We start from the raw sequence: 24,959 nt of genomic DNA, 5'->3' as shown, positions 1-24,959 counted from the left end.
ACGTTGTTATAAACGCATAATGTCATTAAATAATGCAAGGAGCATCATACTTCCAAGCAGTACCATACCAATTTTTAAACCAACTAATTGTATTTGTTCAGAAACAGGTTTTCCACGAATCAGCTCGATAAAATAATAAACTAAATGCCCGCCATCCAACATTGGAATTGGCAATAAATTTAGAATTCCTAAGCTTACGCTCATAAGTGCCATAAAGGAAATAAAAGTTTGCCACCCCATTTCCGCACTTTGCCCTGCGACTTTGGCAATAGTAATTGGGCCTGATAAGTTATCTAAACCAATTAAACCACGTACCATTTTGACAATAGAATTCAGAATCATGCTAGACAGCTGACCTGTTTTATCTACCGCCATAAATAAAGCTTCACTCGGGCTGTATTGAATGGTTTGCTTAAAATCTTCTGGAATGACAATTTTTCCAGGATCACTTTGCACACCCAATACACCCGAAACATTGCCCATATTGTCACGTTTGCCTTGCGGCATCACTTCCAGTTGCTGTACTTGATTGTTACGCAGCACATCTACTTTCAGTAATTTTTCTGGCGATGCTTGAACAACTTGTACCACATCGTACCAGTCATTCATTTTGACGCCATCAATCGCAATAATTTGATCGCCGACTTGCATACCTTGACGAATGGCCGCACCATCTTCACTTAACTTACTGACAATTGCAGGAATTTGTGGGCGATACGGTGTAAAACCCAAGATATCTAAAGGTGATTGGGATTGATCATTTAAGAAATTTTGAATGGGTAAGCTAAATGTTTTGATTTCACCTGCGCGTTCCGCCTGTACCTGGATCTTGCCTGTTTCACCTACACGATCTACCAAGGCAAAGTTCAGCTTTTCCCATGTCGTCACAGGCGTACCATCAATGGCGGTAATCTTATCACCTACTTGCATTTGCGCTGCCGCCGCAGGTGTATCTGCCAGTACCTTACCCACACGGGTATTCAACTGTTCTTGAGAGGGTAAAAATAATAGCCAGAACAATAATATGGCAAAAATCAGGTTGATTAACGGACCTGCTGCCACAATCGCAATACGTTTCCACGGATGCTGACGGTTAAAGGCATAAGGTAGGTCTTCTTCTGCAACGCTTTCTTCGCGTTCATCTAGCATTTTGACATAGCCACCCAAAGGCAATGCCGAAAGCTGATATTGAATCCCCGATTTTTTAGAAGTCCATTTTAAAATGGTCGGTCCAAAGCCGATGGAATACACCAAAACTTTGACACCTAATTTACGTGCAACAAAGTAGTGCCCAAACTCATGAATTGCAATTAAAGGTCCTAGCAAAAGAATCGCTGCAACCACAATAAATAAGGCACTCATGCTTTAGCTTCCTTTATTCAACACAAAATGCTGTGCAACAGCACGGGCATTTTGGTCTGCCTGCAAAATCAGTTCAATGCTTTCTGCGGCTGAATTTTGTATTTGGTTCAGGGTATGCTCAACCACTGTCGCGATTTCGGTAAAACGAATTTTTTGCTGCAAGAATGCTGCAACTGCAATTTCGTTTGCTGCGTTTAAAATAGCAGGTGCTAAACCACCTTCTTGCATGGCTTGACGTGCCAGACTTAAAGCAGGAAAACGGGTGGTATCGGGTGCTTGAAAATCAAGCTGATGATTGACAAACAAATCTAAAGGCGGAACATGCGTTTGGATACGCTGCGGCCACGCCAAAGCATGCGCAATTGGCGTACACATATCAGGATTACCCATTTGCGCCAAAGTTGAACCATCCACATATTGAACCATGGAATGAATAATACTCTGTGGATGCACCACCACTGTAACAAAGTGTTCTGAAATTGCAAAAAGATGACACGCTTCGATTAATTCCAAACCTTTGTTCATTAAGGTTGCAGAATCTACCGAAATTTTTTGTCCCATAGACCAATTTGGATGTTTGCAAGCTTGTGCAGGAGTAACGTGTTGCAGTTCTTCTAGGCTATGATTTAAAAATGGACCGCCCGAAGCAGTCAGTAAAATTTGTGATACGCCTAACTTAGGTTGTCCATTTCTTTCGGTTTGTAAATAATGTTCAGGCAAACATTGAAAAATCGCGTTATGTTCAGAATCTACAGGCAATAACAAAGCACCATGTTCACGTGCCGCCTGCATCATGATGTCGCCCGACATCACCAAGGCTTCTTTATTGGCCAATAACACGCGCTTACCCGCTTTAACCGCAGCCAGTGTAGGCAATAAACCTGCCGCACCGACAATGGCTGCCATCACCACATCCACTTCAGGATGTTCGGCAACTGCGATTAAACCCGCCTCATCGCTTAAAATTTCAATCCCTGAAATGTGTTGCTGTGCAAGTAACTGCTGCAATTCATCAACTTTTGCCGCAGGTACAACCACAATTTTAGGATGATACTGTTTGCATATTTGAACCAGTTCTTGAATTCGGCTATGTGCCGTCACGGCAAAAACTGAATACTGCTCAGGATGTTGTTGCAGTACTTTTAGGGTGCTTTGTCCAATTGAACCTGTCACACCCAAGATACAAACAGCTTGTGACATTTATAAATCTACGCCAATAAGTTTTAAAACATACATACCTGCAGCAAAAATTGGAGCTGCTGCAAGTAAAGAATCAATCCGATCTAGCACACCACCATGACCTGGCAAAACTCGCCCAGAGTCTTTAATACCTGCACGGCGCTTGATCATGGATTCAAACAGATCGCCCAATACTGAGCTAAATACCGTAAATACCGAAAGAATCAAAAATAAAATATGTTGTGCCAAAGTTAGGTCCAAATACACCACTTCGACAACAATCACAATTAGCATGGCTGTAAACACACCGCCATATAAGCCTTCTACTGACTTGTTTGGACTGACATTTGGTGCAAGTTTTTTCTTGCCCAGTTTGCGTCCAACAAAATAAGCACCTGAGTCTGCACCCCAAACCAACAAGAACAAGTACATTAACCACCACGGCGAACTATTCCATACGGAAAAAATTGCAGTGACCGCAGCAGAAATTAGAATAAAACCAATAAAACTTAAGCTTGGGTTATACCATGCATCGTATTCTGGATAAGACTTGACCCAATAAATACTGAGTAACCATGTCAAAATAGAAGCTGCCCAAAGTAACAAGGCAATATCACTAAAATAAAGTGCCATTGCTGCCAAAGCGGCAGTCAATACACCAAAGCCCCAAGCCACAGGTTTGAGGACATATTTAGTTTTTCTTGGCATGAGTTTGAACCACTCATAGCCCGCAACCCCTGCTGCAACAATCATCAGCATAAACATTGGATAGTGCGACTGAGTTGCAAACATACAACTCAACACCACAGCAACCAATACCAATGCGGTAATAATCCGCTCTAACATGTATTAATTCTCAATTTTCTCTTGTTGAATTTGCTCAGAAGTTTTACCAAAACGACGTTCGCGACCACCAAATACTGCCAGTGCATCGTCAAATTCTTCTATGCTAAATTCAGGCCACAAGGTTTGGGTAAAATACAATTCAGCATACGCAGCTTGCCAAAGTAAAAAGTTGGACAATCTAAAATCGCCACCTGTACGAATCAACAGATCGACAGGTGGTAGGTCTGCAAGACTGACATATTGACCAAAAAGTTGTGTATCTATTTGTTCAATATCAATTTTATGCGCCACAACATCTGCTGCAATTTGTTTTGCAGCTTGTGCCATATCCCACATACCACCATAACTAATGGCAATTGTGAGTGTCATGCTGTTGAAATTAGCAGTCCTTTGTTCGGCATGCAACATTAACTCACGCAAATGCGGCGACAAACGTGAACGGTCACCAATAAAACGTAAGGCAATATTGAATTTTTCCATGCGTGGTAATTGCTCATGAATTGTGGTTTCCAGCAATTGCATGAGTAAATCCACTTCAAACTGCGGACGATTCCAGTTTTCACTCGAAAAAGCAAAAACGGTTAAAGCTTGAATGTGTTTTTTTCTACAATGTTCAACAATCGGGTCAAGTACATCTTTACCAGAGCGATGTCCTTCCCCTTTTTGCATTTGATTTTTTTTTGCAAAACGATTGTTGCCATCCATAATGATGGCAACATGTTTTGGCAAAGACGCGCTGTCTTCCGATGTGGTCATTGATTAGACCTTCATCAACTCAGCTTCTTTTGCAGCAAGACGCTTGTCTACTTCTGCAACGTATTTGTCTGTGATTTTTTGGATGTCATCTGCTGCACGGCGCTCATCATCTTCAGAAATTTCTTTTTCTTTCAATAATGCTTTGATGTCGCCCAATACATCACGGCGGATGTTACGAATAGCAACTTTGGCATTTTCTGCTTCAGAACGCGCAACTTTTTGCATGTCACGACGAGTTTCTTCAGTCAATGCTGCAAGCGGTACACGAATTGCATCGGCTGTGATTGGGTTTAGACCCAAATCTGACTCACGAATTGCTTTATCAATTGCAGACACCATTGAACGCTCAAATGGCTGAACCAATAAGGTACGTGAATCTTCTACACCAATGTTGGCTACTTGGTTAAGTGGCACATCGGAACCGTAGTAAGAAACCATCACACCATTTAAAATTGATGGATGTGCACGACCTGTACGTACTTTGGCAAAACCATGTTCTAAAGACTCTAAAGTCTTGCTCATACGTTCTTCGCTGTCTTTTTTAAGATCGTTAATCATAAGATCTTCCTTACTGTATTCTAAAATTTGAGTCAAAATATAGGGTTAAATTAGACCGTAGTATAAAGAGCTTTGTGGCTCACGTACATTAGTTCGTAACGTGAGTACCTTCTTTTTCGCCCATCACTACAGAAAGCAATGCACCTGCTTTATTCATATCAAAAACTTGCAACGGCACATTGTGATCGCGGCATAAGCAGATTGCAGTTAAATCCATAACACCTAATTTTTCATCCAACACCTGGTCAAATGTAAGTGTGTCATATTTCACCGCATCTTCGTATTTGCTTGGATCTTTGTTATATACGCCATCTACTTTGGTCGCTTTTAAGATCAAGTTAGCTTCGATTTCGATACCACGTAAACATGCTGCTGTATCTGTGGTAAAGAATGGATTGCCTGTACCCGCAACGAACACACACACTTCACCTTGAGTCAGGTGACGAATCGCATCACGGCTTGAGTAAGACTCAACCACTGTACCAATAGGCAATGCAGACATTAAACGGGTTTTGATGTTACGGCGCACCAAGGCATCACGCATGGCTAAACCGTTCATCACCGTTGCCAACATACCCATTTGGTCGCCTGTTACACGGCCGACTAAACCATCTTTTTGTAATTGGCTGCCACGGTATAAGTTACCACCACCGACAACAATACCCACTTGCACACCTAAACCGACCAAGTGTGCAATTGCCAAAGACATTTGATCGAGCACTTGCGCATCAATCCCCATGTCTTTATTACCCGCAAGTGCCTCACCCGATAGTTTCAACAAGATACGTGCATAACGTGGCTTTTTTGAATCTAACATTGTCATTACTCCAATTCTAAATTCTAAACTTTAATTTTTTACAATTTTTATGGCTTACAGCTTGCAAGCCAAATCTGCAAATTATTATGCAGATTTGACCTGAATCAGCTTGGCAAATAAGTCGTATTCATCGGCATCGGTAATTTCAACTTCAAGTAAATCACCTGCTTTAATCACGCTCTTGTCAATATCTTCTACAAAGACGTTGCCATCAATTTCTGGTGCATCTGCATAAGAACGTGCCACTGCGACTGGAAACTCTTCTTCCAAATCATCTACCAACACGGTCATGGTTTGACCAATACGTTTTTGCAGTTTAGCTGCTGAAATTTCTTGCTGAACCTGCATAAAACGCTCATAGCGTTCTTGCTTGATTTCTTCTGGCACATGATCTGGCAAGTCGTTTGCTGCCGCACCTTCAACAGGTGAATAAGTAAAGCAACCAACACGGTCTAATTGCGCTTCTTTTAGCCAGTCGAGCAAAATTTGGAAATCTTCTTCTGTTTCGCCTGGAAAACCCACCACAAAGGTTGAACGAATCACCAACTCAGGGCATTTTTCACGCCAAAGTTTTAAACGCTCCAACGTGTTTTCGCTGTGCGCAGGTCGCTTCATCAACTTTAATACTTTCGGGCTGGCATGTTGGAATGGAATATCCAAATAAGGCAAAATTTTGCCTTGTGCCATTAAATCAATTACAGCATCCACATGCGGATATGGATAGACATAGTGCAAACGCACCCAAATACCCAATTGCCCTAAGGCTTCACACATATCATAGAATTTGGTTTTAACAGGCTGACCGTTCCAAAAGTCCAATTTGTATTTGGTATCTACGCCGTAGGCAGAAGTATCTTGAGAAATTACCAATACTTCTTTTACGCCTGCACGTTTCAGTGCTGCAGCTTCTTCTAATACCGAACCCACAGGACGCGAAACTAAATCGCCACGCATGCTTGGAATGATGCAGAAAGTACAGCGATGGTTACAGCCTTCTGAAATTTTAAGATAGGCATAATGTTTAGGCGTCAAACGAATGCCTTGTTCAGGTACCAAATCAATAAATGGATTATGTTTTGGTGGCTCAGGAACATATTGATGCACCGCTTCCATCACGTCCTGATAAGCAGCCGCGCCAGTCACTTTTAATACGTTGGGATGCATTTGACGAATTTTATCTTCATCTTTACCCAAGCAACCTGTCACAATGACACGACCATTGGCATTCATGGCTTCGCCAATCGCGTCTAAGGACTCTTGTACTGCAGATTCAATAAAACCACATGTATTGACAACAACTAAGTCAGCACCTTCATAATCAGATGCGACATCATAACCTTCAGTTTTTAACTGAGTTAAAATTCGTTCGGAATCTACCAATGCCTTAGGACAACCTAAAGAAACAAAACCGACTTTGGGGGATTTCATAGAATCTGCACTCCACTAGAATGCGCGTATTGTATGACTTTTCTTTGCATAAAAATAGAGAAATAGCCGACTCTTTGCATAATGCACCAAAATACAACCATTCAGGCTGAATGATTTAAATATTGCACCATTTTAATGCATTTTTTATTTACAGTGTTTCTGTTATCCGTTATATCTTGAAAATTCAGTCCAGTTCCTGCGCATTTTTCCGATTCTTCAGTGATAAATGCACTAAAAACGAAAAGTTGGCGTGCATTTTGCTTAATTCGCCTCAATTCGATCCAAATTTGGAACATGGCTGACAGATGACAATGCCCTTGCACAATATTTCATACAGGAAGCATTCACGAATGGATCAGACCCAGAGCATTGACTATCGTCTTTTGGTGGATAACCTCAGCACCGCAATTTTACTGGTTGATCGTGACCTGAATATTTTTTATTTAAACTCGTCTTGTGAAGCATTGTTTGATATCAGTTTAATTCGCGCTTCGGGGCAACCCGTTTTAAATTTGCTGCACATGCCTGATGATGAGTTCAATACGCAAGAGGCTTTCCTGAATACCATCAAAACTGGTCAACCCTACACCCGCCGTGAAGCGACCATTAATGTCAATTTTAAAGATATTCATGTCGATTACACTGCATCACAGTTAAATGCAGGCAAGCCTTATCATCCTCTTTTGCTGATTGAATTGAATCCGATTGATCGGATGCTCAAAATTTCCAAAGAAGAAAACTTTATTCAACAGCATCAAGTCGCACGTCAGCTGATTCGTGGTGTGGCACATGAAATTAAAAACCCGCTTGCAGGAATTCGTGGTGCGACACAACTGTTAGCACGAAGTTTAAATGACCCGAAATATGATGAATTTACCGACATTATTATTAGCGAGGTAGATCGTTTAAGAAACTTGGCCGATACCATGCTCGGCTCACGCCAACTACCAAGCTATGAACTGGTCAATATTCACGAACCTTTAGAACGGGTGCGCAGCCTGATCGTCAATCAAACTAAAAACAAAATAAATATTATCCGTGATTATGACCTTTCTTTACCTGAAGTCATGGCAGACCGCGATCAATTGATTCAAGTCATGCTGAATATTTGCGCCAATGCAGTACAAGCCATGACCGAACATCCCGATTTCTTTACCGAGCATCGACCTGAATTGATTTTAAGAACTCGTATTCAACGCTTGGTTACCATTAATGGTGTGCTGAATCGTTCTACCGTACGTGTTGATATTGAAGATAACGGCCCAGGCGTACCTGAAGACATTTTAGAATCCGTGTTTTATCCATTGGTGACTGGACGCGCAAACGGTACAGGACTTGGTTTGAGCATCGCACAAAATATTATGCATCAACATAACGGAATGATTGAATGCCAATCCATTCCAGGAAAAACAATATTTAGCTTATATTTACCTTGGGAGGCGAGTCATGTCGCGAAATAAAATTTGGGTGATTGATGATGACCGTGCAATGCGCTGGGTACTGGAAAAAACTTTTAGAGAAGAAGGTTTTGAAGTCACCAGTTTTGAAGAAGCACAGTCTGCACTAGATGAGTTAAACCAAGATGCACCCGATGTAATTTTGACCGACATTCGCATGCCTGGAATTGATGGTTTAACTTTTCTTGGCAAAGTCAAAGTCAGTTATCCCGACTTGCCTGTGATTATTATGACTGCGCACTCCGATTTAGAATCGGCAGTATCTAGCTATCAAACAGGTGCATTTGAATACCTACCCAAGCCTTTTGATATTGATGAAGCACTTGCTTTAGTCAATCGTGCAATTTTGCATATCACCAAACTACAACAGCAAGAATCTGCAAAATCGACAGTGCAGCCAATTCAATCGACAGAAATTATTGGTGAATCGCCTGCCATGCAGGAAGTGTTTCGTGCGATTGGTCGTTTATCGCAATCACACATTACTGTGCTCATTAATGGTGAATCAGGTACAGGCAAAGAGTTGGTGGCGCATGCACTGCATCGACACTCACCGCGTAGCAGCAAACCATTTATTGCGCTGAATATGGCAGCCATTCCGAAAGATTTGATTGAAACCGAACTTTTTGGACATGAAAAAGGTGCATTTACAGGTGCCAATACACAACGTCAGGGACGCTTTGAACAAGCCAACGGCGGCACCTTGTTTTTAGATGAAATTGGTGATATGCCTTTTGAAACCCAAACCCGCTTATTGCGCGTCTTGGCAGATGGTGAATTTTATCGGGTTGGTGGACATATTCCTGTCAAAGTGGATGTACGGATTGTCGCAGCAACACATCAGGATTTGGAAAAACTGGTACAAGATGGACGCTTCCGTGAAGACTTATATCATCGCCTGAACGTCATTCGGATTCATATTCCTAAACTGGCGCATCGCAGTGAAGATATTCCAATGTTGGCACAGCACTTTTTGGCACGTGCAGGCAAAGAATTAGGCGTGAGTCCAAAAATATTGCGTCCTGAAACAGTCGAATATATGCAGCAATTGCCGTGGCAAGGTAACGTGCGCCAATTGGAAAACACTTGTCGCTGGCTTACCGTGATGATTACAGGACGTGAGGTCTATCCTGAAGATTTACCAACCGAACTCAAGCAAATTCCAATTGAAAAATTAGCCGAACATTCTGCGCTTCATGTGGCAGATCGGGTATCTATGCAGCATTGGGATGAATTACTTGGGCAATGGGCAGTACAAAAGTTAAAAAATGGCGAGATGAAACTTCTGGATATCGCCATTCCAATGTTTGAACGCACCTTAATTAATGCTGCACTGCAACAAACCCGTGGACGTAAACGTCATGCCGCTGAATTATTGGGTTGGGGACGTAATACTTTGACGCGAAAACTCAAAGAATTAGGAATGGACAGTGCCGATGATGAAATAGAAGAAGATATGGAGAGCTAAACGCAGAAAAAATATCTAATCCATCAAAATATAGGGAAATTCAGCTTTTGAATTTCCCTATTTTTATATCTTAGACTCTCTAAGTTAAGTGCAATTAAGCCGCGGTAAATCCAACATAGCGAGATAAACCTTGCACGCCTAAATCCGTTTTATAAATCAAATATTGCGGATAACGACTTGAAGTCAGTTCTTGCCACATATCCAACTGATCATCATGTGCATGAATTTCATCGACACTGCGTGGCATGCTTTGTTCAAATACATCTGAGGCATATTCAAAACCCAAATCCATTGCGACAAACAAAGTATGCTCGCAAGGCTGAATATATTGTTCTTCTGCCCAATCAATAACAGCATGTTGGCAATGTGGGCAAAGCAAATTTTCAGTCGCAGGCGTATTCAGTTCAATGAGTTGATATGGCATAGAGCAGCATCACCAATAGTAAAATAGATAAACATAAAATCTGTTTGCATCATAACAAGCAATTTCTATATTTTGCGCTAAGCACGGCTTATAATTATAGAAATTTTTTTAATTATACTTATGGCAACTCCAGAAAATGCAATTACACTTGCAGTACAACAACATACAGGGCAGCTAGATAAAGGCGGTCAGCCTTATATTTTGCATCCCTTACGTGTAATGTTGCAATTACAACAGCCCGATCAGCAAATTGTCGCTGTACTGCACGACATTCTTGAAGATACCCACACCACAGCACAAGACCTGCAAAATTTAGGATTTCAAACGCATATTATTCAAGCAATTCAGGCGCTCACCAAACTGCCGCATGAAACTCGTGTTCAAGCGGCTATGCGTACTGCACAAAACCCGCTTGCCTGTGCTGTAAAAATTGCAGATGTGCAAGACAACATGAATTTAACGCGGATTCCCAATCCTACAGCACGTGATTTAGCCCGTTTAGAAGAATACCGACAAGTTTTAGAGATTCTGCAAAAAAGCACAGCAATAAAGCACAATTAAAGATTGACAACATGCAACGATGCCACTTTAATTTAAGTATTGTTGCATAAATGGAATTTAGTCATGCTTACAGATTTGGATGATTTTTATTGTTTTGCCCAAGTGGTCGAACATGGTGGATTTAGTGCAGCAGAACGCGCCACCGATATTCCAAAATCCAAACTTAGCCGACGCGTACACAACCTAGAAGAACGCTTAGGTGTGCGTTTAATTCAGCGCAGCTCACGTCATTTTGCGGTCACAGAAATTGGTATGAATGTGTATCGGCATGCGCAAGTAATGATGAATGCTGCCCAAGCCGCGCACGACTTGGTCGATCACCTAAGTATTCAACCGCGTGGTGTAATTAAAGTCAGCTTACCTGTTTCAATTGCACAAAATGAAATTGCCAAAATCTTGCCTGAGTTTTTGAAAGCCTACCCTGAAATTAAAGTACAGCTAATTGTCAGCAACCGTCGTGTCGATATCGTCAACGAAGGGATCGACATTGCCCTGCGTGTCCGCTCAAATTTAGATGATGATCCAAGTTTGGTGATTCGCAAATTCAGCAACATCGAACAACATCTATTTGCCAGTCAGGCTTATTTGAATGAATTTGGCGATTTGAAAAAACCTGAAGATTTAAGTCATCATAAAATTTTAAGCATGTCGGATGAGCATTTAGATCAATACATGGTTGTGCATGATCAACAACAGCAACCGAAAAAAATTAAGGTCAACCCTACAGTCATGGGTTCAGATTTAATGATGCTAGCGCAATTGGCACGACAAAATTGTGGCATTGTGTTGTTGCCTGACACGATTGTTGAAGATTATGTTGCATCGGGTGAATTGGTTCGTGTTTTACCCGACTGGCACGCACCGCATGGTATTTTCCATGCCGTCTATCCATCACGCCGTGGTTTATTACCTGCTGTACGTGTATTTATCGACTATTTGGTCGAAAAGCTAACCATTCGTTAGCACATAGGATCTTTTGATTTCAGATACGAAACAGCAAAAAAAAAGCTTATCTAAGACAGATAAGCTTTGAAAACTACAATCTAAAATAAGAAAGCTAAAACAAAGAAACTACAGCAAGTATCTTTGACTTCAATTATAGCGATTGTTCATTTTTTAACAAATAGTTTAAAACTAAAGTCTAAGATGTTTTATCTATCAGTCTTAACCTGAAAGCATTCGTGCATTAAATTTCAGGATAACTCCCCGTACCTTCTGGCCACGGCGATAACACTTCAAAGCCTGTATCAGTCACAGCAACCATGTGTTCCCATTGTGCAGAAAGTGATTTATCTGTCGTCACCACCGTCCAGCCATCTTTCAGTTCTTTCACACGCGCTTTGCCCGCATTCACCATTGGCTCAATGGTAAATACCATGCCTTTTTTAAGCACCAAGCCTTGTCCAGGCTGACCATAATGCAGCACACTTGGTTGTTCGTGATACACCTGCCCAATACCATGTCCGCAATATTCACGCACAATGCTAAACCCTTCACGATGCGCCACACTTTGAATGGCATAGCCAATATCGCCCAAAGTCGCGCCCGGTTTCACCGTATGAATCCCTGCGCGCATCGCCTCATAAGTGGTATCGACCAGTTTTTTCGCTTCTGGTTTCACCTGACCCACATAGTACATACGACTGGTATCACCATAAAAACCATCTTTAATCACTGCCACATCAATATTAATAATGTCGCCATCTTTTAAAATGGTTTTGGATGATGGAATACCATGACAGACCACTTCATTGGGTGAAATACAGGTGGTTTTGGTATAACCGTGATAGCCCACATTGGCAGGAATGACTTTTAAGGTATTTACAATATAATCGTGACACAAATCATCTAAGTATTCTGTCGTGACTCCGGGTTTGACATGCTCGCCAATCATCTGCAACACCTGAGCAGCCAAACGCCCCGAAATGCGTAATTTCTCAATATCTTGCTCTGATTTAATGCTGACTTTAAGGGCGCGCATGATGAACTCCTGACCTGAAGCCTGAGATTATAGCCCTTTCGGCTTGTAAAATCAGCTCAAGCTGCCAAACAAGTATCCATCGTCATGCGACCAACAGTTTTGTTTAAGAACTGCGCATTTAAAATAGCAACCAAAACTTATACTAGATAAGCCATCTATACTATGTGGGATCAGCATTTTTCAAAAATACATCAGATAAACAGTAAGTTATTTAATTTTTATAGTGAAGATTAAAATAGCCTACAAACACATATCATAAAAAATATTCATATGACCTATAAAATAAATTAGAAAATCATAGCTCGATCTACTAAAATCGCTTTCTTTTGTTTACATCTTATTTCTCTCCCATGACGAATTTACGCACACGGGATATTATTGCCTTGGGTTTTATGACCTTTGCGCTGTTTATTGGTGCAGGTAATATTATTTTCCCACCTATCGTGGCACAGCAAGCGGGCGAACACGTCTGGCTTGCTGCGCTCGGTTTTCTCATTACCGCAGTTGGCTTACCCGTGATTACCATTATGGCGTTGTCACGTGTCGAAGGTTCTATACAAATTTTAAGTTCGCCTTTAGGCAAAATCGCGAGCTTAATTTTAACAGTCGTCTGTTATTTAGCGGTTGGCCCGCTTTTCGCCACACCACGTACCGCTACCGTATCTTATGAAATTGGTTTCTCTGCCTATTTTGGCGATTCCGCGAGCACCTTATTCATTTATAGCGCCATCTATTTTGCCTTGGTGATGTTAGTTTCACTGTATCCACACAAAATTTTAGATACAGTGGGCTATGTACTTTCCCCGCTTAAAATTCTGTCATTACTAATTTTAGGCATCACTGCATTTATTATTCCGACAGGTACAATTTCACCTGCCATTCACAATTATGTGAACAGTCCTGTATCTGAAGGCTTTATTAACGGTTATCTCACTATGGATACCTTAGGTGCATTGGTATTCGGGATTGTGATTATTAATGCGATTCGTTCACGTGGCGTAACTGATAAAAAACTCATCACCCGCTATGCGGTATGGGCAAGTTTAATTTCAGGGATCGGTTTAACTTTAGTTTATCTAAGCCTATTTAAACTGGGGATGGGCAGTCACGATGTTGCCGCCAATGCCAGTAATGGTGCAGTCATTTTACATGCCTATGTGCAACATGCTTTTGGCGGATTTGGCTCGGTATTTTTAGCTGCAATGATTTTTATTGCCTGCATGGTTACGGCAATTGGACTGACATGCGCATGTGCTGGATATTTTGAGCAAATTACTAAAATTCATTATCGCCGTTGGGTATTTATTTTAGTGGGCTTTGCCTTTGTTATTTCCAATCTTGGACTCACCAAACTCATTGCAGTTTCAGTGCCTATTTTAAGCGCGATTTATCCACCTGCAATTGTGGTCATTCTACTCAGCTTTTTCTGGGGATTATTCCGTATTCCAACCCGCGTGATTGCACCTACTGCCGCAGTTGCATTGCTCTTTGGCATCATTGATGCAATGAAGGCCGCAGACTTAGCTAGATTCTTGCCAACCACACTGACCAATTTTCCCCTGAGTGAACAAAACCTCGCTTGGTTGATTCCTGCATTACTGATTTTTGTATTCGCTGCAATTCATGATCGAATGAAAAAATAGCCAGTACGGACTTCGAGCTCGGCTATTTTTTCAAGTCATGCTCTATTTTCGAGCTGTATCGTATTAAAGTCGTGTTTTATCCAAATACGAATTTAAGTTAGACAATAATTGTCAGGTTTTACCCAAACCCGCACTTATTGTTTCTTGTGCTAAAACTGCCTCTTTTTAAGGCAATTTATCAGTCATGATAATAGCAACCCAAATAATTATTTGGTATAAATAAACAAATGAAATTAAAATATTTTCAATAAAAAACTAAAACAAAATAAATCATTCACCCATTTTAAGCAGAGCTCAAATTAACGCTAAAGTCGTATAGTCGCCCTCAAAATTAGCTGGCATAAAATATGCAAGTACGATTGAAATCGTATTTAAATGGCTTAAAAAACACACTACTTTTTTATTATTTTGTAAATAAATGATAATAAATAGTGGTATTTCATATGAAAATGATGTTTTTTATCAAAATATGACTATAAGGACTTGAAATAGTTTGCTAAACAAGGTAGAACAATAAAACCAATCTGACTAAAATGCTCTGATTTTAGTGATTTATAACAAGGAGGGATGGAGATGTTTTCACATTTCAATACGCAAGTCTTCATTAACGCTCTGAAGGCTAACCAAAATCTAGTTACTTTTTTAAGCACCACTTTTGCACTGATGCTGACCCTATTGCTCCAAGGCTCAATTCAAGGCAACTTGAAACCAACCTATTTTTTATATGCCTTATTGGTATGTATAGCCTTTGCGATTTGGACATCCATTGACCAAAAGTTTCGTGAACATAAAAACGTAGAAGTTCATTAATCTTACCCTAGCACCCACTCATTTTAGCTTTTTCGCTTTCACTTTGCGGCAGATGGATCACTCCTCTGCCGCCAAACTCAAAAAGTAGATTCTAATCATCATTCCCGATCTACAGCAAAAATCTCAAAATCTTCTACGGGGCTACCAAGAAAAAATTAAACTGAGCAATTAGAATTACAACAATCCATAGATTGCGCCAAGCAATAACACACTAGTCCCACCCAATTCAGCCACAATCAATAACAGCATCGCCAAACTCATGCACCAACTTGGCAATGTCCATGCTGCAATTTGATGCGGTTGTTTAAATTGATTAGTGGTATCTTTAAGCAATCCATGCAAGATATAACTCAGAATAGAAAAGCTAAAAAATACTAAATTTAGAATCACACAAATTAAAATTACAGTGGCATCCCAAATACAAAAATAAGCCAAGACCGCTAAAATTAAACTTGCAGGTGCATATAACAAACTACTGCGATGTGCGATATCCACATAATAATGAGCACGCGCTTGGGCAGAAGCACGAATTTGCCAATATTTCCACACGCCTGTAAGCATCCCCACCCACAAAAATATTCCACTGAAAATAATCGCAAGGCGCACTGCCAAAGATAAACTTTCCATGTTTAACACTCTTTTATTTTTCGTGTGGCTATTTAACTACACTCGCAGACTACTAAGCTTGACTTTAGAGTCAGAAAAAATACAAGTTTCTTTTTGGAACTCGTGTAAAGTAACTTTATTCTCATCATCCTTAAAACATTATGAGCACATTTGAAAGCTTAAATATTATATGTGCAGATGGTTATGCCCTCGCTGCCTGTTATTATCCAAATCAATATACACAAGCACAGCGTCTACCCGTCTTGATTTGTCCCGCGACAGGCATTACCAAGAATTTTTATCACGCTTTTGCCACATGGCTAAATGAACAAGGCTATGCTGTGCTGTGTTTTGATTTTCGTGGTATTGGTGATTCGTTACACGAACCATTGAAACAATGTGAAGCCAGTATTGTTGATTGGGGGCAGTTAGATATTCCTGCAGCAGTAAATACTTTGCTGCAAAAAACGCAAGCTGAACAAGTGGTTTTATTGGGACACAGCGCAGGCGGACAATTACTGGGGATTAACCCTGAATATCATAAAGTGGCAAAAGTCGTAGCTGTTTCAGGCTCTACAGGCCACACAAAAGGTTTAAAAGGTCGTACTCGCCTACTTGCCCCTGTGATGTTTAAAGTTATTTTTCCACTTGCCAGAATCACACATGGTTATGGCCCAACCAATGCAATTGGCATGGGCGAAAACCTACCTAAAAATGTGGCCCAACAATGGGCACAATTTTGTAGCAAACCCGGCTATGTCATCAATGCTAAAGGCAAAACAGTTTCACAGCATTATCACGATGAAATTCGTTGCCCGATTACTGCTATTTGGAGTTCGGATGATGAGATTGCCACCGAAGCCAATGTGAAAGATTTACTCCGTCTCTATCCCCATGCATCGACTAATATGATTGAACTTAAACCAAAGCGTTATCAGCATAAAGCCATTGGGCATATGGCGATGTTTAAAAAGTCACATCGAAATTTATGGAATGTGATTGAAAATCAATTGGCAGTTTAATTTTTAGTGGCGAAGTCACATACAAATTAAACATTTGTTTCAGTTTCTCGCTTTTTCTTTTCCCTGTTTAAGCAACCAAATTTGTAATCCTGTTTGGTTGTTTCTTTTTTTCTATTCCATGCCACATTTCATGTTCAGCTTTTAAAATCCAGACTTATCGCTGATACACATTTTCAGGATGAAACATCACAATCTTTTTATTACACCATAAAAAAGCTCCACCATTTCGGTAGAGCTTTTTGAGTGATTTAATTCAAAGCTTAGTAATTAGCGTAAGCGAATCATCACAGTTTTAATACGGTTACCATCAAGTTCTGTCACTTCAAAGTGCACACCTTGATAATCCAACTGCGTGCCGACCTGAACTTCACCTTGGGTTTTATCTAAAATCAAACCTGCAACGCTAATGTAGCCTGCATCTTCTTCAATCAGATCCATCATACCCAGTTCAAGTTCAAGCTGGTATAAATCCAGCATACCTGTTGCTTTCCATTCGTTTTCATTGGTTTTAACCAAATCTAACTGTTCGTCTGCATCAGGGAATTCACCTGCAATCGCTTCAAACACATCAAGCGGTGAAATCAAACCTTGAACATTACCAAACTCATCGCTGACTAAAACCAAAGAACCTTTAGAGGTACGTAACGTATTGATCGCATCAATCACTTTCATTTTTTCAAAAATGTAAATTGGACGCTGACGTTTAATTAAAGCTTTAAGCTCTTCTTCTTCGTCCAATACATCTAACAACTCTTTGGCACGTACAATACTAATGACTTTATCTAAACTACCACGACACACTGGGAATAAGCTGTGTGGTACAGATAGAATCTGTTCGCGGATTTGTTCAGGTGAATCTTCAATATCGACCCATGAAATTTGGCTACGTGGCGTCATAATTGATGCGACTGAACGCTCTGCCAAGGTCAAGACACCACCAATCATGTAGCGTTCTTCATCTGCAAACGCTTCTTGCGCTTCGTTATGCAAATCAGGGCTACTGGTTTCAACTCGCCCCCCCATCAATTTTAAAATTGAATCTGCAGTACGGTGACGTAACGGAATTTTTGCTTCATGTTTTGCAACATTGCGCTGACCAAATTGGTTAAACGCTTCAATAGCAATCGCAACACCAATACCCGAATAGATATAACCTTTAGGGATATGGAAGCCAAAACCTTCTGCAATCAAGCTGATACCAATTAATAGTAAGAAGCTTAAACACAAAATCACCACTGTTGGATGACGGTTCACAAAAGCAGTTAATGGCTTAGATGCAAGTAACATCACCAACATTGCAACCACCATGGCAACCATCATCACATAGATGTTGTCGACCATGCCAATTGCGGTAATGACTGAGTCTAAAGAGAAAACTGCATCTAGAACAACAATTTGTGCTACAACTGCGGCAAAACTTGCATAAACCACATTGGTCGTGACTTTGACTTCGGGTTTGCCTTCCATCTTCTCATGCAACTCTCCTACCGCCTTATAGACGAGGAACAAACCGCCACCCAAGAGAATGAGGTCACGCCCTGAAAAGGTTTTTTCAAATAAGGTAATTAACGGTTCGGTTAAAGTAACCAACCAAGAGATTGCAAATAACAATCCTAAACGCATAAACAACGCTAAAGATAAGCCAATCACACGGGCTTTATCACGCTGTTCTGGGGGTAATTTTTCTGCAAGAATTGCAATAAAGACTAGGTTATCAATACCTAATACGATTTCTAGAATAATAAGTGTAATTAAACCAACCCATATTCCCGGATCTAATAAAAACTCCATTAGTTCATAGCTCCGAGATAGTTAGCAGAAATCGAAATATAAAGTAGACCTGCGCACGGCGACGGATCCATAAAAGTAACCTTTTTAGCAATAGATAGCTTAATTATGCACAATCTTGAACATTTGTAATTAAATTTTTAATTTTTTTGAATAAAACTAAACAGTACGATCTATAAGATGGTTTTTACTTTATTTTTCACATTCTTAATTTTTTTAGAGCGATGACAGCCAAACAAAAGCCGTGAGAATGGATTAAAAATGTCAAATGAATTGTAATGTATTTTTAGACGCATTAGTCATAGATTACAACTGTAAGCCAACCCACACTTTAATCTAAACTTAAAATATTGATAAAAAACAACTATTGTTAAAAGATTAGACCAAAGCTTATAATTTTTTTGCAAAATTCAACGCAATAACCCGCACTTTTACCTAAAAGCCAAGTGTACAAATGTATTTTTTTAACTAAAATGCAGCCTAAGTTGATGGTTAAATTGATAATTCAACTTATAAAACCAGATAACTCACTACTAATCCAAACTAAAACAATTCTATAGGATTAATTGATATGACACATGAATATGGATTGAACTTAAACAAATGCCTACGCGCTTGGAAAAATAGCCATTTCAAAGCCAGCTTCTAAATCGAGATTCATCATATTTCGTCAGATTTCAACCAAATTTTAGCCACTGAAAGCATCTTGCTAAGCACATGAGTTTTCACATAAAATGTGAAATATCAAAAATACAATTAAAACAATGCAGGGAATATGCAATGTCCAAGAAATATTCAAAATTTCTACCATCCGCCGACCAATATGATATTGAACAATTTCCGTATTATTGGGTCACACAAGTACATGCTCAATATGTACAGAATGTCGATCAGGCACTTAAAAAGTATGGTTTAGATAATTCTCGCCGTCGTATTTTATTGGCATTAAGGTCAAAAGCACATGCGAGTGTGTCTGATTTGTCAGACATGGTGGTGTCAAAAATGTCAACTACAACTAAAATTGTTTATCGTTTAAAAGATGAAGGTTTGGTTGAAACTTATTCTTGTGATGATGATGCGCGTATCACTCGTGTCGTGCTTACTGAAAAAGGTAATGAGATGACCAACAAAATTAATGATCTGACTAGCGTTGTTTTAGAGCAGTCATTTGATGGTTTAACTCCACTACAAATTGAAAAAATGATGGAAAGTTTACGTCATATTTTTAATAATTTAGCACGCTAAACATCACGTTATTGTTCCACATCTGTTCTTATCCTATATAAGCACAAGATGTACTTAAAGATCGAAAAAATTGAGCTGGGGGCTTACTTTTTCGATCTTTACTTTTGGTACATGTGAACACTCAAACTCGTCTAAAGGAAAGCCCTGCACAAAGCTGTGTATGTTCGGTGTTTTCAAACTTAGCCATTCATCTAAACGTGCATGTGGAATAACAATAACAGAACGTTTGACTGGCCCAGGCTCATGAAATTCCTTCATCATCGCGTGATCAATTGCGTCCATGGTAATCATACTCGCAGAACGGACAATTTCTTCCGTGCCTTGCCCATCCTTTAAACGGCAAATTTCATACAGTGCTGCAATAAAAAAGGCCTGTCCATCTTTACGACGTACACCCCAACGCTGCGGTTTACTGTCTATATATTTGGATTCATAAAATTCTGACACAACAATCGCGCCAAATTTACACTTATAAGCAGCTTCACTAAAACTTGGTTTTTCTAATAAAGTTTCGTTACGGCAATTATAGGTTTTTTGCGCAATACTTCTGTCTTCCGCCCATTTGGGAATCAAGCCAAAATTCACCGAGCGCCACTCTAAACCTTGTTCAGACTTAAACAATAGTGGCACACTCGAATTTGGATACGCTTCTTCAGCATATTCAAACGGAATTTCAGGCAGACCTAATGCAGATAATTGCGCTATGCTTATTGGTTTAAAATTGGCACACATATACAAATTGGATGATTAGACACACGCACTATATTATGCGTTTTGATCATGAACAGTAAGTGCGCACCCACGCATTCCTTCTTACTCAAACAAAACGCAGGACAAATAATTACCGTTAAGCTGGCAATGTCAGCCAATGCGTGCGGGTAAATTCTTCAAATATCCAGCGCCCATTAAAACGACCTAAGCCTGAGTTTTTCTCACCACCAAACGGTGCATTGGCATGATCGGCAACGGTAATACCATTAATATGTGTCATTCCAACATCAAACTGTGCTGCAAATTCTGCACCGCGTTCTACATTTGTAGTGCATACAGCAGCAGATAAACCATAGCGTGTATCGTTCGCTAACTGTAAGGCATGTGCGGTATCTGCTGCTTTGAGAATCGGTAAAATAGGTCCAAAACTTTCATTTTGTACAATTTCTGAATCGGCAGCGACATTCACAAAAACATGTGGTGCAACTAAGTTCCCCGTAACCCCGCCCGCATAAACCAATTCTGCACCCTGCGCCTGTGCTTTTTGAATAATATGCTGATGCTTTTTCACCTGTTCTGCATTAATAATTGGCCCAATCAAGGTGTCATTTTTATTCGGATCACCTACTACTAATTGCGACACACTTGCTAACAATTTTTCAAGATAGGCTGCATAAATAGACTGATCGACAATGACCCGATTGGTACTCATGCAAATTTGACCTTGATGCAAAAAGCGCCCCATCACAGTTAGTTCTACGGCCAAATCTATATCTGCATCATCCAAAATGACTAAAGGTGCATTGCCACCGAGTTCTAAGGCGACACGTTTTAAATGCTCACCCGCAACGGCCAGTTGCCCTACATGCTGTCCAACTTCTGTAGAGCCTGTAAATGAAATCATTTTAGGAGTTGCATGCTCAACAAAGTAATCACCAATTTCACGACTCGCACCCGCCACCACATTGAGTACGCCTGCAGGCAAGTCTGCTTCTTCGAACAGTTTACCGAGTATAGTTCCACCTGTGACTGGCGTATCACTGGCAGGTTTGAACACTACACTATTACCACAAGCAATCGCTGTAACCACTGAACGCATAGACAAATGGAAAGGGAAATTCCACGGACTGATCACAGCAATAACACCCAAAGGTTTACGCAAAACAACACTACGGACTTTCGGATCTTTGCTTTCCAGTTGCGTCGTGGTCATTTGCTCGGGAAATTGTGCAGCTTCTTGAATAATCCCTAAAGCAGCATCGACTTCGATATTGGCTTTTAAACGGGTACTGCCCGACTCATCAATCAGCCACTGGATAATTTCTTCGCGTCGTTGCTGAATGACTTGCTCTAAGTTCTTAATGATGTATTGACGCAGACTTGTGGATTGAATCAATTGTTCATCAAAAGCTTTTTGCGCTGTACTATAGGCACTATCAACATCTACCACGCTGGCGCCCTGCATCTCAAAAATTGTAGTTTGATGATATGGATTCAAGTTTGGAATGGTTTTAGTAGATGTCCCAACCGACCACTTGCCGCCAATAAATTGTTGATTCAAATCTTGATATGCTGGCATGTATTTGTCCTTGCGCTACTTTTTATATATGACTTTCACTCTACTCCGCAGCTTGATGTTTTTCTAGCAGCAAGTACATCCTGTAACTATTCAGCTGCAAAATTTTCAAAAAACCATAAGCAAAATACAGGCAACAAAAAAGCCTCCGAAGAGGCTCATTTGTTTGTATTACACAATCAGTAAATCAAATCCTAAAGGATTAATCACCTGTATAACCTTTTAACTTTAAACGCGCTGCGTGTAAAAGTGGCTCTGTGTAACCAGAAGGTTGCTCGCCACCTTTGAAGATCAAGTCAGATGCAGCTTGGAATGCAATGTTATTAGCAAAGTCGTTAGACATAGGCGTGTATAGTGGATCATCAGCATTTTGTTGATCTACAATTTTCGCCATGCGCTGCATTACTTCTTCAACCTGTTCACGCGTTACAATTCCGTGACGTAACCAGTTGGCAACGTGCTGAGAAGAAATACGTAAAGTTGCACGGTCTTCCATCAGGCCCACATCATTGATGTCTGGAACTTTAGAACAACCTACACCCAGATCAACCCAACGAACGACATAACCCAAGATACCTTGGCAGTTATTTTCCAGTTCTTTTAGTTTCTCTTCTTCAGACCAGTTGGTATCAGTTGCAAGAGGTGGAGTTAACAAATCATCTAAAGGCAATGCTTCAGTTGCAAGCAATTCTTGCTGACGGTTTGCTACATTAATTTGATGGTAGTGAATCGCGTGAATCACTGCACCTGTTGGAGACGGAACCCATGCACAGCTTGCGCCTGCTTCAGGATGTTCAGTCTTGGTTTTGTACATGTCTAAAAGCATGTCTGGTTTTGGCCACATGCCTTTACCAATCTGTGCTTTACCACGTAGACCTGTTTGTAGACCTACCATGACGTTACGGTTTTCGTAAGCTGGGAACCATTTTTGGCCTTTGATTTCGCCTTTACGAACAAATGGACCTGCTTCCATGAAGGTATGGATTTCATCACCTGTACGATCCATGAAACCGGTGTTAATAAAGATGGTACGGTCTTTCGCCTGAGCAATACAGTTTTTCAGGTTAACAGAGGTACGACGCTCTTCATCCATGATACCGATTTTCAGGGTTTTAGCAGGTAAGCCAAGCGCTTGTTCAGCACGTTCAAACAGCTCAACCGCAAATGCTACTTCTTCTGGACCGTGCATTTTTGGCTTAACGATATACATAGAACCGGTACGTGAGTTCTTGATCGTGTTCTCACCACGGATATCAGCCACAGAAAGCAATGGAGTGACCAATGCATCCATGATGCCTTCATAAATTTCTTCGCCATCTACAAGGATCGCCGGGTTTGTCATCAAGTGACCCACGTTACGAAGCAGCATCAATGAACGGCCATGAACCTTGGTCTCACCGCCTTCAACATTTTTGAAGGTGCGGTCAGCATTTAGTTTACGGGTAATGGTCTTGCCATTTTTCTCGATAGACTCTTCAAGCGTACCTTTCATCAAGCCTAACCAGTTACGGTAGCCTTCAACTTTTTCTTCAGCATCAACTGCTGCAACAGAGTCTTCCAAGTCTTGAATCGTCGTTACAGCCGCTTCAAGCACAACATCTTTCACGCCAGCTGCATCTGTCTGTCCAATTGGGCTGTTTGCATCAATCTGGATGATTGCGTGCAGGCCGTTATTTTTCAGTACGATTTCAGTTGGTGCAGAAGCTTCGCCATTGTAACCAACGAATTTAGAGCTATCCGCAACAGTTGTTGTAGAACCATCTTTTAGGCGAACAACAAGTTTGTTTGCTTCTACAGCATATTGAGTCGCGTCGGCATGTGAACCTTGCGCCAATGGGAAAGTTTCATTTAAGAAGTTTTTCGCGAATGCAATTACTTTTTCACCACGAACTGGGTTGTAGCCTTTACCTTTTTCTGCGCCATTTTCTTCAGAAATAACGTCAAAACCGTAAAGTGCGTCATATAACGAACCCCAACGTGCGTTTGCTGCGTTCAAGCAATAACGTGCGTTACGTACAGGTACTACGAGCTGTGGACCAGCCAATAATGCGATTTCTTCATCAACATTTTCGGTGGTAATTTGAAAATCTTCTACTTCTGGTAATAAGTAGCCAATTTCAGTCAAGAAAGCTTTGTAAGCTTCTAATTCAAATGTATTATTGCGGTGCCATTCATCAATTTTAGCCTGAAGCTCATCACGCTTTGCGAGTAATGTTTTGTTCTTAGGGCTAAGATCGACAACGACTTGCTCAAAGTTTTTCCAGTATGTATCACTGTCCAAACCAGAACCTGGTAATGCTTCATTTTCGATGAAATCGTAAAGTTCTTTAGCAATCGCTAACTTGCCTTTTTGAATACGTGCAGTCATTGTCTTTCCTGATATTGCTACTTTTTATACAAGAGATTCTAGTATACTGATTTATATTTAGCTGAATAGTATTATCACATTTCAAAATAACGATCATTTATTACAAGATGAATGACAACAATCATCATAAATCCTGATCAGAAACACGACACTATTACTCATCTAAATACACTTTTACAGTGTATAAAGTTTTTGAAATGTCGAAATTAGACTTAAGTTCAGATTTTGTTGTAAAAATCGGCGTCAGTCTTATTGCAACCCTTCAAGATTAAGCCATGTTTATGACAAAATGTCGATAAAACCAACAGTCACATCTTTTCTATCATAAAAAAGCGCCTAGTTCTAGGCGCTTA

The 24,959-nt window shown here is 40.4% G+C and carries 22 protein-coding genes; 8 read left to right on the top strand and 14 right to left on the bottom strand.

What is annotated here, in order from left to right:
* Window positions 1–6: 6 nt before the first annotated feature.
* From rseP to rimO, 7 genes are all read right to left on the bottom strand, one after another.
* Window positions 7–1,362, bottom strand: a complete 1,356-nt coding sequence (rseP, locus tag FTU66_RS05805; RefSeq protein ID WP_180052075.1) for an RIP metalloprotease RseP — start codon at window positions 1,360–1,362, stop codon at window positions 7–9.
* Between the two features lie 3 nt (window positions 1,363–1,365).
* Window positions 1,366–2,562, bottom strand: coding sequence for a 1-deoxy-D-xylulose-5-phosphate reductoisomerase (gene ispC / locus FTU66_RS05800; RefSeq protein WP_180060512.1), 1,197 nt, complete (start codon window positions 2,560–2,562; stop codon window positions 1,366–1,368).
* Window positions 2,563–3,387, bottom strand: coding sequence for a phosphatidate cytidylyltransferase (locus tag FTU66_RS05795; protein ID WP_004976707.1), 825 nt, complete (start codon window positions 3,385–3,387; stop codon window positions 2,563–2,565).
* A 3-nt stretch (window positions 3,388–3,390) separates the two neighbouring features.
* On the bottom strand, window positions 3,391–4,143 hold the full coding sequence (gene uppS / locus FTU66_RS05790; protein WP_004976709.1) for a polyprenyl diphosphate synthase: 753 nt from the start codon (window positions 4,141–4,143) through the stop codon (window positions 3,391–3,393).
* 3 nt (window positions 4,144–4,146) lie between these two features.
* Window positions 4,147–4,701, bottom strand: a complete 555-nt coding sequence (frr, locus tag FTU66_RS05785; RefSeq protein WP_004976711.1) for a ribosome recycling factor — start codon at window positions 4,699–4,701, stop codon at window positions 4,147–4,149.
* Between the two features lie 88 nt (window positions 4,702–4,789).
* Complete coding sequence (gene pyrH / locus FTU66_RS05780; protein WP_004976712.1) at window positions 4,790–5,518, bottom strand: UMP kinase; 729 nt, start codon at window positions 5,516–5,518, stop codon at window positions 4,790–4,792.
* A gap of 84 nt (window positions 5,519–5,602) precedes the next feature.
* The gene (gene rimO, locus FTU66_RS05775; RefSeq protein ID WP_096901422.1) at window positions 5,603–6,946 is read right to left on the bottom strand and encodes a 30S ribosomal protein S12 methylthiotransferase RimO; all 1,344 of its coding nucleotides are present in this window, start codon (window positions 6,944–6,946) and stop codon (window positions 5,603–5,605) included.
* Window positions 6,947–7,296: 350 nt separating this feature from the next.
* Between rimO and glnL the strand changes: the two genes are divergently transcribed.
* Window positions 7,297–8,406, top strand: a complete 1,110-nt coding sequence (gene glnL, locus FTU66_RS05770) for a nitrogen regulation protein NR(II) (protein ID WP_004976718.1) — start codon at window positions 7,297–7,299, stop codon at window positions 8,404–8,406.
* Window positions 8,393–9,871: a nitrogen regulation protein NR(I) gene (gene glnG / locus FTU66_RS05765; protein ID WP_096901419.1), complete on the top strand. Its 1,479-nt coding sequence runs from the start codon at window positions 8,393–8,395 to the stop codon at window positions 9,869–9,871. The genes glnL and glnG overlap by 14 nt, the downstream gene beginning before the upstream one ends.
* A 94-nt stretch (window positions 9,872–9,965) precedes the next feature.
* Here glnG and FTU66_RS05760 read toward each other — a convergent pair whose 3' ends face one another.
* Window positions 9,966–10,295 (bottom strand): hypothetical protein, encoded by a 330-nt coding sequence (locus FTU66_RS05760; RefSeq protein ID WP_004976724.1) that lies wholly within the window; start codon window positions 10,293–10,295, stop codon window positions 9,966–9,968.
* Window positions 10,296–10,415: 120 nt separating this feature from the next.
* Between FTU66_RS05760 and FTU66_RS05755 the strand changes: the two genes are divergently transcribed.
* Window positions 10,416–10,856, top strand: a complete 441-nt coding sequence (locus FTU66_RS05755) for a guanosine-3',5'-bis(diphosphate) 3'-pyrophosphohydrolase (RefSeq protein WP_180072622.1) — start codon at window positions 10,416–10,418, stop codon at window positions 10,854–10,856.
* A 63-nt stretch (window positions 10,857–10,919) separates the two neighbouring features.
* Window positions 10,920–11,819 (top strand): LysR substrate-binding domain-containing protein, encoded by a 900-nt coding sequence (locus FTU66_RS05750; RefSeq protein WP_004976726.1) that lies wholly within the window; start codon window positions 10,920–10,922, stop codon window positions 11,817–11,819.
* A gap of 223 nt (window positions 11,820–12,042) precedes the next feature.
* Here the strand turns inward: FTU66_RS05750 and map are convergent, their stop codons facing one another.
* A complete protein-coding gene (map, locus tag FTU66_RS05745) occupies window positions 12,043–12,837 on the bottom strand; it encodes a type I methionyl aminopeptidase (RefSeq protein WP_180072620.1) in 795 nt (264 codons plus the stop codon).
* A 350-nt stretch (window positions 12,838–13,187) separates the two neighbouring features.
* On the opposite strand from map, the gene brnQ reads away from it, so the two are divergent.
* A complete protein-coding gene (gene brnQ, locus FTU66_RS05740; RefSeq protein WP_096901417.1) occupies window positions 13,188–14,480 on the top strand; it encodes a branched-chain amino acid transport system II carrier protein in 1,293 nt (430 codons plus the stop codon).
* A gap of 573 nt (window positions 14,481–15,053) precedes the next feature.
* Window positions 15,054–15,290 (top strand): hypothetical protein, encoded by a 237-nt coding sequence (locus tag FTU66_RS05735; RefSeq protein WP_004976747.1) that lies wholly within the window; start codon window positions 15,054–15,056, stop codon window positions 15,288–15,290.
* Between the two features lie 174 nt (window positions 15,291–15,464).
* Here FTU66_RS05735 and FTU66_RS05730 read toward each other — a convergent pair whose 3' ends face one another.
* The gene (locus FTU66_RS05730; protein ID WP_004976749.1) at window positions 15,465–15,917 is read right to left on the bottom strand and encodes a hypothetical protein; all 453 of its coding nucleotides are present in this window, start codon (window positions 15,915–15,917) and stop codon (window positions 15,465–15,467) included.
* A gap of 140 nt (window positions 15,918–16,057) precedes the next feature.
* On the opposite strand from FTU66_RS05730, the gene FTU66_RS05725 reads away from it, so the two are divergent.
* The gene (locus tag FTU66_RS05725; protein ID WP_180112459.1) at window positions 16,058–16,918 is read left to right on the top strand and encodes an alpha/beta fold hydrolase; all 861 of its coding nucleotides are present in this window, start codon (window positions 16,058–16,060) and stop codon (window positions 16,916–16,918) included.
* A gap of 267 nt (window positions 16,919–17,185) precedes the next feature.
* On the opposite strand, the gene FTU66_RS05720 is transcribed toward FTU66_RS05725, so the two are convergent.
* Window positions 17,186–18,709 (bottom strand): TerC family protein, encoded by a 1,524-nt coding sequence (locus FTU66_RS05720; protein WP_004976753.1) that lies wholly within the window; start codon window positions 18,707–18,709, stop codon window positions 17,186–17,188.
* Window positions 18,710–19,486: 777 nt separating this feature from the next.
* Between FTU66_RS05720 and FTU66_RS05715 the strand changes: the two genes are divergently transcribed.
* Window positions 19,487–19,951: a MarR family winged helix-turn-helix transcriptional regulator gene (locus FTU66_RS05715; RefSeq protein ID WP_004976754.1), complete on the top strand. Its 465-nt coding sequence runs from the start codon at window positions 19,487–19,489 to the stop codon at window positions 19,949–19,951.
* A 54-nt stretch (window positions 19,952–20,005) separates the two neighbouring features.
* Here the strand turns inward: FTU66_RS05715 and FTU66_RS05710 are convergent, their stop codons facing one another.
* The 3 genes from FTU66_RS05710 to FTU66_RS05700 form a co-directional block, all read right to left on the bottom strand.
* On the bottom strand, window positions 20,006–20,683 hold the full coding sequence (locus FTU66_RS05710) for an SOS response-associated peptidase family protein (protein WP_180112458.1): 678 nt from the start codon (window positions 20,681–20,683) through the stop codon (window positions 20,006–20,008).
* Between the two features lie 115 nt (window positions 20,684–20,798).
* The gene (locus tag FTU66_RS05705) at window positions 20,799–22,241 is read right to left on the bottom strand and encodes an aldehyde dehydrogenase family protein (protein WP_180112457.1); all 1,443 of its coding nucleotides are present in this window, start codon (window positions 22,239–22,241) and stop codon (window positions 20,799–20,801) included.
* A gap of 199 nt (window positions 22,242–22,440) precedes the next feature.
* The gene (locus FTU66_RS05700; protein WP_096901411.1) at window positions 22,441–24,606 is read right to left on the bottom strand and encodes a malate synthase G; all 2,166 of its coding nucleotides are present in this window, start codon (window positions 24,604–24,606) and stop codon (window positions 22,441–22,443) included.
* Between the last annotated feature and the right edge of the window lie 353 nt (window positions 24,607–24,959).

It is taken from the genome of Acinetobacter sp. YH12131 (assembly GCF_013418635.1).
GTDB classification, from domain to species: Bacteria; Pseudomonadota; Gammaproteobacteria; order Pseudomonadales; family Moraxellaceae; genus Acinetobacter; species Acinetobacter towneri.
Note: the sequence above shows the minus strand (reverse complement) of the source record. Positions and strands in the feature narration are given on the sequence as shown.